Here is a 12,088-nt window from a genome sequence, read left to right as displayed (position 1 = left end):
GTAGACTTTTCATAAGCAATTCATCGGTTGGATAATAGCTATAGTTCACAATGCAAAACATGGATGAACCATTCCTTTTGGGAAATCGGCTATGAAGATGACAAAGAAATGTCTGCGTTTTACTACAGTCATAAGGGTAAACGGTAACTAGATAAGTTTTCTTTTTGTTCCAATTTCGGATTTATGTCAAGTTTATTTCCTCCTGATTATTTGCAATTGTCGTGGACCTATTTATATTTGACGAACCTTATTTTATGTTTTAACCATTGGTAATTTAAGTATTCTAAAACTTCGTCCCAAGTGCTGTACTTCAAACTTTCTTAAGTTAAAAGCGTGAACTAAAATTCTATGAATTATGAGAATAAAGATTGGAAACTTTCATTTGAAAATATTTACAGATATTACGTATGTAGAGGATTTATTTTATTACAAGATGAACGTTGACACATATTGCAATCTTTTTTATAATTCACTATAGAATAGTAAAAAACGATGATGGAATAAGTACGTATTTGTAAGTGTTCAGAAAGGGATTTCTAGGCTGGAAAAATCCCCACAATTAACAATTACGGAAAAGCTACTCCAGAGTGCAGCTAATCCCTGCCGTTCACTTACGTTACAAGTGCTTGAGAGGTAGGTTTTTATAGCTTACAACTAGGGTGGTACCGCGAGATGATTATAAGTCCTCGTCCCTTTTTTGGGAATGAGGGCTTTTTTGCGTCTATAAGTGGATTCATATCGTAATTTTACACATATAAGAGGAGGAAATTTTTACATGAAATCAGCAGAAATTCGCCGCATGTATTTAGAATACTTTAAAGAAAAAGGCCATCATCATGAGCCGTCAGCACCACTTGTCCCAATTAACGATGCATCATTACTTTGGATTAACTCAGGTGTTGCCACACTGAAAAAATATTTTGATGGTCGTGTAATTCCGGATAACCCACGTATTACAAACGCACAAAAATCGATTCGTACAAACGATATTGAAAACGTTGGGAAAACAGCGCGTCACCATACATTCTTTGAAATGCTTGGGAACTTCTCAATCGGTGATTACTTTAAAACAGAAGCCATTCACTTTGCATGGGAATTCTTAACGGATAAAAAATGGATGGGCTTTGATCCAGAACTTTTATCTATTACAATTCATCCAGAAGACCAAGAAGCATATGATGTTTGGAAAAATGAAGTTGGTATTCCAGAAGAACGTTTAATCCGTTTAGAGGGTAACTTCTGGGATATCGGTGAAGGTCCGTCTGGTCCAAACTCTGAAATTTTCTATGACCGCGGAGAAGCTTACGGTAATGATGAAAATGATCCAGAATTATATCCTGGTGGGGAAAATGAACGTTATCTTGAAGTATGGAATTTAGTATTCTCTCAATTTAACCACAATCCTGATGGTACTTACACGCCACTACCAAAGCAAAACATCGATACAGGGATGGGTCTAGAGCGTATGGTATCAGTTGTACAAAACGTGCCAACAAACTTTGATACAGATCTATTCATGCCGATTATTGAGAAAATTGAACAATTCTCAAATCGTACGTATAAACGTCCGAATGAAATTGATTTAAATGAAATTTTCGGTAGCGAAGAGGATATTAATACACCATTTAAAGTAATTGCAGACCATATCCGTACAGTAGCGTTTGCAATTGGTGATGGTGCACTTCCATCAAATGAAGGTCGTGGCTATGTATTACGTCGCTTACTACGTCGTGCAGTACGTTATGCAAAACAAATCGGTATTGAAAAGCCATTTATGTTTGAATTAGTGCCAACTGTAGGTGCTATCATGGAAGACTTCTACCCAGAAGTGACAGAAAAAGTGGAATTCATCCAACGTGTTATTAAAAACGAAGAAATTCGTTTCCATGAAACTTTAGACGGTGGTTTAGCAATCTTTAATGAAGTTGTTGCGACACAAAAAGCAGCTGGTCACAACTACATTCCGGGTGCAGATGCTTTCCGTTTATACGACACTTACGGTTTCCCAATCGAATTAACAGAAGAGTACGCAGAAGAAGTTGACATGACAGTAGATCACGAAGGCTTTGAGGCGGCAATGGAACAACAACGTGAACGTGCACGTGCTGCTCGTCAAGATGTAGACTCAATGCAAGTGCAAAGTGAAGTACTAGCGAACTTAACAGTAGCAAGTGAATTCGTTGGTTATGATAAGCTAGAAGCAGACACAACTGTTGCGGCAATTATTGTTGATGGGCAAGTCGTAAAAGTTGCTTCTGAAGGTCAAGAAGCACTTGTAGTGTTAGCACAAACACCATTTTATGCTGAAATGGGTGGACAAATTGCAGATAGCGGTGTGATTTCCAATGATAGCTTTACAGCAGTTGTGAAAGATGTTCAAAAAGCACCAAACGGTCAACCGTTACACACTGTACTTGTTGAATCTGGCGAAATGAACATTGAAGATACTGTGAAAGCGTCTGTTCATCGTGATGAACGTAATCTAATTATTAAAAACCATACAGCTACACATATTATGCAACGTGCGTTGAAAGATGTATTGGGTGATCATGTCAACCAAGCTGGTTCTTATGTTGGTCCTGACCGCTTACGTTTTGACTTCTCTCACTTCGGACAAGTTACAAAAGAAGAATTACAACAAATTGAACGTATCGTTAATGAAAAAGTGTGGGAAGATATAGAAGTTGTGATTGAGGAAAAAGCTATTGAAGAAGCAAAAGCAATGGGCGCTATGGCTCTATTTGGCGAAAAGTATGGTGATGTAGTTCGTGTCGTATCAATTGGCGACTACTCAATTGAACTTTGTGGTGGACTTCATGTAAAACGTTCTTCAGAAATTGGTTTCTTCAAAATCGTTTCTGAAGGTGGTATTGGTGCAGGAACTCGCCGTATTGAAGCTGTAACTGGAAAAGTGGCTTATGAGGCTGTAAAAGAAGAAGAGGCTCTTCTAAACGAAGCGGCTGCACTTCTTAAAGCAAACTCAAAAGACATTGTAACACGCGTACATTCATTACAAGCAGACTACAAAGAGTTACAACGTGAAAATGAAGCATTATCACAAAAAATTGCGAATGCGCAAGCGGGTGCAATCGTTGATGCTGCACAAACTTTCGGCGATGTTACAGTTCTTTCTACAAAAGTGGACGCAAAAGACAATAATCAACTTCGTCAAATGATGGACGATCTAAAAGGAAAAATGGAGAAATCTGTGATTGTTTTAGGTGCAGTCGATGGCGATAAAGTTATGTTATGTGCAGGGGTTACAAAAGATTTAGTAGGTGGAAACTATCACGCTGGAAATATCGTTAAAATGGTAGCTGAAAGCTGTGGCGGTAAAGGTGGCGGACGTCCTGATATGGCGATGGCTGGTGCCAAGGAAGCTTCAAAACTTGATGAAGCACTACTTTCTGTGTATGATTACATTAAATCCATTTAATTAATACGCCAAATCAGGTATAATAAGAGAAATTGGAGATGAGCTTTGTTGCACATCTCCTTATTTCTGAAAGCGAGGTGCTGGTCATGAGTTCATTTGATCAAACGATGAAATTTAGTTTTCCAGAAGAATCAATGGAACAGGAAGTTAAGCAGGTAATGTTGAAGGTACATTCTTCATTAGAGGAGAAGGGGTATAACCCTATCAATCAGATTGTCGGTTATTTACTTTCTGGTGATCCGGCATATATCCCTCGCCATCAGGATGCTCGTAATTTAATTCGCAAGCTTGAGCGTGATGAGATTCTAGAAGAGCTTGTTAAATTTTACATCAAAAAGAATAACGAGGGCTAGAAATGAGAATTATGGGATTAGACGTTGGGACAAAAACAGTAGGCGTTGCAATAAGTGATGCACTAGGCTGGACGGCCCAAGGTATTGAAACCGTAAAAATTGATGAAGCAAATGGTGAGTTCGGAATTGAACGCATCGCTGAATTAGTAAAGGAATACGCTGTAACAGAATTTGTTGTAGGTTTCCCGAAAAACATGAATAATACGGTAGGCCCGCGCGGTGAAGCTTCTGAAAACTATAAAAAGTTGTTAGAAGAGACTTTTTCATTGCCGGTCAAACTTTGGGATGAACGTTTAACGACGATGGCTGCTGAGCGCATGCTAATCGAAGCAGACGTAAGTCGCAAAAAGCGTAAGCAAGTCATTGATAAAATGGCAGCTGTGCTAATTTTACAAGGCTATTTAGATAGCAAAAATTAATTTATGAGGTGACCAACATGGCTAAAAACCACAACCATGAAGAAGATTTACACGTACAACATATTACAGTAATTGATGATAACGGGAACGAACAACTTTGCGAAGTGATTCACGTACATGAGTCACCTGAATTCGGCAAGTCTTACGTGTTTTATGCATTAGTAGGCGCTGAAGAAGATGAGAACGGTTCTGTAGAAATCTTCGTATCATCATTCGTACCATCTGAAAATGGTGAAGACGGCGAATTAACGCCAATCGAAACTGAAGCAGAGTGGGATATGGTTGAAGACGTACTAAACGCTTTAGAGGACGAAGACGAAGAATAATCGTCACGTTTTGTAATGGCTTGAAACAAGGAGGGCTAGTGCTTTCCTTGTTTTTTTTATGAATATCGGAGGTGCTTTTAATGAATGAAGAAATTCAAGAATTTATGATAATTGGTGAGGACGGTAAGGAGCAAAAGTGTCGCGTTGTCTTTACTTTTGATGCAGAGGAAAAATCGTATGTCCTCTTTTCATTGATTGATGCAAATGGCGATGAAATTCCTGGTGATATTTCGGCGATGACATTTGATTATGATGATAACAGCGGTGAAATGACAAATCTTCAAAAGGTAGAGACTGAAGCAGAGTGGGAAATGATTAACGAAGTTGTTCTAACATTATTAGATGAGTTCGAGGAAGAGCCACAGCTCATTACAGTAACGGATGAAGAAGGTAATGACCAAGTGTGTGAGGTTATTCATACATTTGAATCTGGAGCATTTAAGAAGTCGTATGTCCTATATGTGCCAGCGAATGATGAGCCATTTGAAGAACGTGATATTTTTGCAGCGCAGTATTTGCCTGGAGAAAATGGTGAAATTGTAGAACTGTTACCGATTAATTCAGATGAGGAATGGGCATTTGTTGAAGATATTTTAAATGAATTGTAAACTGAACTCCGAGTGGTTAATGCTACTCGGAGATTTTGTTTGTCTGTGAGTGTATGGTTAAAAATAGTTGGTCATAATAGCAAAATAGATGATTAGCATCTTTTTTACATAAATAACGTCATAACTAGAGGGAATATATGGTGAATTATCCCTAATTGTCGATTTGCGTTTGTAGTGAAAGTTGATTTCTAGTATGATAATGGATAGTGATAGGGGGGAAACCCGTGGAAAACGGTTCTAAAAAGCAAGAAATGAATGAGAAAAAACAAGTAATGTTTGAAAAAATGCAAGAAAGAAAAACTGAGGTAAAAAAAGTGAGAAAAATAGTTGCCATTATAGCAATTGCTTTTGTGTTAATGTTTGGGTTAGTAGGTTTGATCGGCTATAATTATGTGTCAAGTGCACTCAAGCCAGTGGATCCAGATGCTACAAAAACGATTGCCGTTGAAGTACCAATAGGTTCAAGTTTAAGCACAATCTCAGCGCTATTAGAGAAAAAGGGCATTATTAAAGATGCGCGTGTTTTTAAATATTATGCGAAATTTAATAATGAGTCACAGTTCCAAGCAGGGAATTATGATTTAACACAAGCGATGACTTTGGACGAGCTGATTGAGAGTTTGAAAACAGGGAGAGTGTACCGTACACCTGTCTTTACGATGACGATTCCTGAAGGATATACATTAGAGCAAATTGGTAATGTAATCGAAAAGAAAACAGCCTATACACAAAAAGAGTTTATGGAATTAGTAACGAGTGATGCATTTGTACAAAAAATGATGACAAATTATCCCGACTTAGTAACAGAAGCAGTATTGGCAGATAATATTCGTTATGATTTAGAGGGTTATTTATACCCTGCAACATATTCATATTTTGAAGAGAAGCCGTCATTAGAGTCAATAGTAGAAGAGATGGTTGGAGCTATGAATAACGTTGTGAAAAATTATAGTGACGTACTAGCAGAAAAACAAGTGACTGTCCATGAATTACTAACGTTTGCTTCGTTACTAGAAGAGGAAGCTACTGCACAAACAGACCGAGAGACAATTGCAAGTGTGTTCTATAACCGTATTAATGAAGGTATGCCGCTTCAAACCGATCCAACAGTCCTATATGCATTAGGTGAACACAAGGATCGTGTATTATTTAAGGATTTAGAAGTAGCAAACCCATATAATACTTACAAAAATAAAGGCTTACCACCAGGTCCAATTGCTGGGGCTGGGAAAATATCAATTGAAGCAACTTTAAATCCAAGCACAACAGATTATTTCTATTTCTTAGCGGATAAAGAAGGTATTAATCACTTCTCAAAAACGTATGACGAACATTTACAAAAAACGGAGAAATATTTACGTAAAGCAGAGTAGTCTCATAAAAATAGGAAATAACATAGTGTAATGAGAGGGATAGAAGGAAAGAAAAATAGCTTTCCTTCTATTTTCATGCTATTATAAGTTGTGATTTTTGATAAAATTATACGTGGTGGCAATTGTTTTGATTGTATTCGATAAAACAATTGCTCATTTTTGTATGGCGAAGTACCAAGACATCATGTTTGGTCCTTTTCTTTTTGTTGGAAACGTTGATGATATACAAATAACGGGGCATTTCTCGTTGTGAAACTCGTCTATGCTAATAGCCCATATCTTCAAGGTGAAGGTAAAAGGGCGTTTTGAGGTGTAAAACTAACTATGGAATTATCAGATGCTTATATACAATCGTTTATTCAACCACGAAATGATTTGCTTTTAGAAATGGAAGCTTATGCGGCGGAAAATCATGTGCCAATTATGCAACTTGCCGGCATTGATGCACTTAATCAGTTACTGCGCATTCAAAATCCGTCAAAGATTTTAGAAATTGGCACAGCAATTGGTTATTCAGCAATGCGTATGGCTGAAGCTTTACCGCGTGTACAAATTGTGACGATTGAACGAGATGAGGATCGTGTGACGAAAGCGAAAGAGTATATTGCACGTTCTACTGTGTCGGACCGTATTACTGTGATTGAGGGTGACGCGTTAGAAGTCGATGAAGAAGCGATTCATACGACGTTTGATGCAGTATTTATCGACGCTGCGAAAGGTCAATATCAACGATTTTTTGAAAAGTATGCACCACTCGTAAACCCTGGGGGCGTCTTGTATATCGATAACATGTATATGCATGGTTTATCAGATTTAGATTTAAAGGATGTACCCCGTCGTAAACGAACGATGATTCGTAACTTAAAAAATTTCACAGATTGGATAATGCACCATCCAGATTATACGTGTGCATTTTTACCAGTAGGTGATGGCTTATTATTATGTTTGAAGAGGTGACTAGAATGAAAAAACCTGAATTGCTTGTAACACCGCAGTCGGTGGACCATGTAAAAGCACTTTTAACTGCTGGAGCGGATGCTTTTGTCATTGGTGAACAACAATTTGGTCTTCGCCTAGCAGGAGAATTTACTGTTAGTGAAGTAGAAGAAGCGACAAAATTGATTCATGCTGCAGGTAAAAAGGTGTATGTAGCTGTGAATGCTTTATTCCATAATGACAAATTAGATGCATTAGGCGAATATTTAAAAGAAATGCAACGTATTGGCGTAAATCGTCTAGTTTATGGAGACCCTGGGGTTATAATTGTTGCCCGTGAGCAAGGCGTTTCAATTCCACTTCACTGGAACCCTGAAACAACAGCGACTAACTGGTTTACTGCGAACTACTGGGGTAAACGTGGTGCGGCACGTGCTGTACTTGCACGTGAGCTTTCTTTAGATGAAGTTTTAGAGATTAAAGAAAATGCAGAAGTGGAAATCGAAGTACAAGTACACGGCATGACGTGTATGTTCCAATCGAAACGCCCACTTTTAGGCCACTATTTCTTATATCAAGATAAAGCGCTGAAAATCGAAAACAGAACAGAAAATCGTAACATGTTCTTACATGATGACGAGCGTAACAATAAATATCCGATTTATGAGGATGCAAATGGTACGCATATTTTCAGTCCGAATGATATGTGTATTATCGATGAGCTAGGCGAATTATTCGAAGCAGGCATTGATTCATTAAAAATCGAAGGTGTACTGCAAACACCTGAATATGTAGTGACGGTGACAGAAGCATATCGTAAAGCAATTGATGCATACTTTGACGAATCAGAGGATGCTTATGAAGATATTAAAGATGAATTACTAGCAACAATTGAAGAAATACAACCAGCTATTCGACCACTTGATACTGGTTTTATTTTCAAAGAAACTGTGTACTAGGAGGTGGCAAGAAAATGGCATTAGCATTAGAGCAAAATGACAAAATCCGTGAAATCGTTGACGGTAAACGTGTTATTACAAAGAAACCAGAACTACTTGCCCCTGCAGGTAGCTTAGAAAAATTAAAAGTCGCTGTGCATTACGGCGCAGATGCTGTATTTATCGGTGGACGTGAGTTTGGTTTACGATCAAATGCAGATAACTTCTCGATTGAAGAGATGCGTGAGGGAGTAGAGTTCGCTAACAAATATGGTGCGAAAATTTATGTAACAACAAATATTTTCGCTCATAATGAAAATATGGATGGCTTAGAACAATACTTGAAAGATATCGAATCAGCGGGCGTGACTGGGATTATCGTAGCAGATCCGCTTATTATCGAAACATGTCGTAACAGCGCGCCAAAGCTTGAAATTCACTTATCTACACAACAATCTCTTTCAAACTGGAAAGCTGTACAGTACTGGAAAGAGGAAGGCTTACATCGTGTTGTATTAGCTCGTGAAGTTGGCGGCGAAGAAATGAAGCTGATGAAGGAAAAAGTCGATATCGAAATCGAAGCATTCGTTCATGGTGCAATGTGTATCGCTTATTCTGGTCGTTGCGTACTGTCGAATCATATGACGGCGCGTGACTCAAACCGTGGAGGCTGCTGTCAATCTTGCCGTTGGGACTATGATTTATATGAATTAGAAGATGGCGAAGAAAAAGCACTTTATGACGAAAACGACGCTCCATTTGCGATGAGCCCGAAAGATTTAAAATTAATCGAAGCGATTCCGCACATGATTGAGCTTGGTATTGACTCATTGAAAGTGGAAGGCCGAATGAAATCAATTCACTATGTTGCGACAGTAATGTCTGTTTATCGAAAAGTAATTGATGCTTACTGTGCAGATCCAGATAATTTCAAGATTAAACGTGAATGGCTTGAAGAGCTAGACAAATGTGCTAACCGTGATGCAGCGGAAGCGTTCTTCCATGATGCACCAGGTCATGAAGAGCAAATGTTTGGTGTACATGGTCGTAAAACAACTTACGAGTTTGCAGGGCTTATTTTAGACCACGATCCAGAAACAAAAATTGTCACAATGCAACAACGTAACTACTTCAAACCAGGTGATGAAGTTGAATTCTTTGGACCTGAAATTGAAAACTTCCGTTTTACAATGGGAGAAATTTGGGATGAGGACGGAAATTCTTTAGATGCGGCACGTCACCCATTACAAATTGTCAAGTTTAAATGTGACACACCACTACAGCCGCACAATATGATGCGAAAGGAGAATAAGTAATGGTACAGAAGCGTCCAGTTGTTATCGGAATCGCTGGTGGATCATGCTCAGGTAAAACGAGTGTGACACATGCCATTTATGATGTTTTCCGTGGCCATTCGGTTGTTGTAATCGAGCAGGATTTTTACTATAAAGATCAAAGTCATCTAACATTTGAGGAGCGTCTAGGAACTAACTATGACCACCCACTTGCATTTGATAACGATTTATTGATTGAGCATATAAATAAATTATTAGAACGTCAGGCGATTGATAAACCTGTCTATGACTACGTGCAACATACACGTGCAAAAGAAGTTGTGCATGTAGAGCCAGTGGATGTTATTATACTAGAAGGTATTTTAGTGTTAGAAGATGCGCGTTTACGTGAACTGATGGACATTAAATTATATGTTGATACAGATTCAGACTTACGAATTATTCGCCGTATTATGCGTGATATTAAAGAGCGTGGGCGTACAACTGATTCGGTCATTGAACAGTATTTATCAGCAGTTCGACCAATGCATAATTTATTCATTGAACCGACGAAACGTTATGCTGATATTATAATTCCTGAAGGCGGGGATAATGAGGTAGCGATTGACTTAATGGTGACTAAAATTAAAACTATTCTTGAAACTGACAACGTATTGTAATAAGATAGAATGGTATTGACAATATTTTCATGTTTATAACTTTATTCAGTTACGTATTTCTACCTCTATAGGTGGTTATTCGATTATAGACGTATCATCTGTTTACTAGATGTCATAAATTTATTGAATAAAGTTGTAGCTTCAAGCGGATGTCACAGATTTTATAAGTAGTTACATGTAGGGTGGTAGCTAAAAGCATGTCGCATTCATTCGATAACGGCAACTAGCAGCTTAAGCACAATTCAAAATCTGGACACAATTACGTTGAGGTGTAATTGATATGAATATATTTGCATGACAAGCATACTATTAGGTCAAAGAGCATTTTGAAAATGAGTAAAAATAATAAAATTCGATTAAATGCATCTTTCTTTTTTGTCACTGGGCTTAAATAAGTGGCGAAACATTTGGTGCATTTGGTCGAGTTTTATGTTTTTATACTGAAGAATTAAGGAGTGAATTACTTTGTCAAATGAGAAGCAATATCCAATGACTGCTGAAGGTAAAAGAAAATTAGAAGAAGAATTAGTGAAATTAGAAACAGAAACACGTAAAGAAATCGTAGAACGTATTAAAATCGCGCGTGACTTCGGTGACCTTTCTGAAAATGCTGAGTATGATTCAGCTAAAGAAGAACAAGCCTTTTTAGAAGGTCGTATTTCAACATTAAAATCAATGATTCGTAATGCATTCATCATTACTGAAGATGAATCAGACAATAGTGTTGTATCACTAGGGAAAACTGTGACTTTTGTAGAAATTATCAATGGTAAAGCTATGACTGATGAGGAATCATACACAATCGTTGGTTCAGCAGAAGCAGATCCAATGGAATTCCGCATTTCAAATGAATCACCAATCGCTAAAGGTTTACTAGGAAAAGCAGAAGGCGATGAAGTGGCAATCCAAACTCCTGGTGGAGAAATGAAAGTGAAGATTGTTTCAATCAAATAAATAATATGTACAAGCAGCTGACTTCTTTCTTTTGAAAGAAGCTGGCTGTTTTTATTTTGCAAGCACGTGAGAACTTGATAAAATATGTGCTAGAGAGGAGGAGACTTCATGAGTGAGAAACAAACACGAAGCAGTCGCCATCTGGAACCAACTCCTAAAAGAAAGTTTAATGGCTGGTTAAATGTATTAATTGGAGTTGTTATTGTTTTAATTGCTGTTACGACGATAGCAATATTTAAATGGCAAGACAATATAGAAGATACCCCGAAAGAAGATACAGAAGTAACTGAACCAGAAGAAAACGTGGATGATCCTATTAAAGAGGATATCGAGACGCCTGATGAAGAGTTGGTAGAAGAACAACAACCAGAGCAGGAAATTGAGCAGGATACGGCTCTAGAAACACCGTCAGACGATCCAATTGTTGACCGCGTTATTATAGACGAAAGTTGGCAACCGACGCCTACAACGCAAACTGGTGAGCATGTGTCGTCCTATAATAGTAGGTCTGTCGATTGGGCTGAGAAAGTGGCAACGATTACGAGTGTAACAGGTATTGAAGAAAGTAATATGATTATTTGGCGCTTGCAAAATAATGGGGGTGCCAATAAAGCCATTGCAACAGTCTCTACGAAGGATAAAACAGAGATGTACCGTGTTAGTATGGAGTGGATAGACAATGAAGGATGGAAGCCTGTAAAGCTTGAACAGTTAAATACCCTAGAAGGTGCCTATTGACGAATCTCTTTGTTTTGATTATTTTTAATAGAGTTAAATGTAGAAGGGAAGTA

12 protein-coding genes and 1 other annotated feature are annotated in these 12,088 nt (G+C 38.0%); all 12 genes read left to right on the top strand.

Features of this window, described 5'->3' with window-relative positions:
• The first annotated feature begins 483 nt into the window (after window positions 1-483).
• Window positions 484-697, top strand: a binding site (T-box leader).
• Window positions 698-775: 78 nt separating this feature from the next.
• The 12 genes from alaS (at window position 776) to ACIQZG_RS00665 (ending at window position 12,035) form a co-directional block, all read left to right on the top strand.
• Window positions 776-3,436, top strand: a complete 2,661-nt coding sequence (gene alaS / locus ACIQZG_RS00720; protein WP_402753241.1) for an alanine--tRNA ligase — start codon at window positions 776-778, stop codon at window positions 3,434-3,436.
• Between the two features lie 86 nt (window positions 3,437-3,522).
• Complete coding sequence (locus ACIQZG_RS00715; RefSeq protein WP_402753240.1) at window positions 3,523-3,789, top strand: IreB family regulatory phosphoprotein; 267 nt, start codon at window positions 3,523-3,525, stop codon at window positions 3,787-3,789.
• Between the two features lie 2 nt (window positions 3,790-3,791).
• Window positions 3,792-4,208, top strand: a complete 417-nt coding sequence (gene ruvX / locus ACIQZG_RS00710) for a Holliday junction resolvase RuvX (RefSeq protein WP_402753239.1) — start codon at window positions 3,792-3,794, stop codon at window positions 4,206-4,208.
• Between the two features lie 17 nt (window positions 4,209-4,225).
• Window positions 4,226-4,534: a DUF1292 domain-containing protein gene (locus tag ACIQZG_RS00705; RefSeq protein WP_402753238.1), complete on the top strand. Its 309-nt coding sequence runs from the start codon at window positions 4,226-4,228 to the stop codon at window positions 4,532-4,534.
• 80 nt (window positions 4,535-4,614) lie between these two features.
• Window positions 4,615-5,142, top strand: coding sequence for a DUF1292 domain-containing protein (locus ACIQZG_RS00700; protein WP_402753237.1), 528 nt, complete (start codon window positions 4,615-4,617; stop codon window positions 5,140-5,142).
• A 224-nt stretch (window positions 5,143-5,366) separates the two neighbouring features.
• A complete protein-coding gene (gene mltG, locus ACIQZG_RS00695; RefSeq protein ID WP_402753236.1) occupies window positions 5,367-6,515 on the top strand; it encodes an endolytic transglycosylase MltG in 1,149 nt (382 codons plus the stop codon).
• A 324-nt stretch (window positions 6,516-6,839) separates the two neighbouring features.
• The gene (locus tag ACIQZG_RS00690) at window positions 6,840-7,472 is read left to right on the top strand and encodes an O-methyltransferase (RefSeq protein WP_402753235.1); all 633 of its coding nucleotides are present in this window, start codon (window positions 6,840-6,842) and stop codon (window positions 7,470-7,472) included.
• Between the two features lie 5 nt (window positions 7,473-7,477).
• Entirely contained in the window at window positions 7,478-8,410 is a 933-nt protein-coding gene (locus ACIQZG_RS00685; RefSeq protein WP_402753234.1) for a peptidase U32 family protein, read from the top strand.
• Between the two features lie 14 nt (window positions 8,411-8,424).
• On the top strand, window positions 8,425-9,705 hold the full coding sequence (locus tag ACIQZG_RS00680; RefSeq protein ID WP_402753233.1) for a peptidase U32 family protein: 1,281 nt from the start codon (window positions 8,425-8,427) through the stop codon (window positions 9,703-9,705).
• Complete coding sequence (gene udk / locus ACIQZG_RS00675; protein ID WP_402753232.1) at window positions 9,705-10,343, top strand: uridine kinase; 639 nt, start codon at window positions 9,705-9,707, stop codon at window positions 10,341-10,343. Before ACIQZG_RS00680 ends, udk begins: the two co-directional genes overlap by 1 nt.
• Before the next feature lie 465 nt (window positions 10,344-10,808).
• Entirely contained in the window at window positions 10,809-11,297 is a 489-nt protein-coding gene (gene greA / locus ACIQZG_RS00670) for a transcription elongation factor GreA (protein ID WP_402753231.1), read from the top strand.
• A 108-nt stretch (window positions 11,298-11,405) separates the two neighbouring features.
• Entirely contained in the window at window positions 11,406-12,035 is a 630-nt protein-coding gene (locus ACIQZG_RS00665; RefSeq protein ID WP_402753230.1) for a YrrS family protein, read from the top strand.
• Window positions 12,036-12,088 lie beyond the last annotated feature (53 nt).

Origin of the sequence: Lysinibacillus sp. NPDC096418, from assembly GCF_044762775.1 — a bacterium.
GTDB lineage: Bacteria > Bacillota > Bacilli > Bacillales_A > Planococcaceae > Lysinibacillus.
The sequence above is the reverse complement of the archived record's forward strand: the minus strand, read 5'-3'. Positions and strand labels throughout refer to the sequence as shown.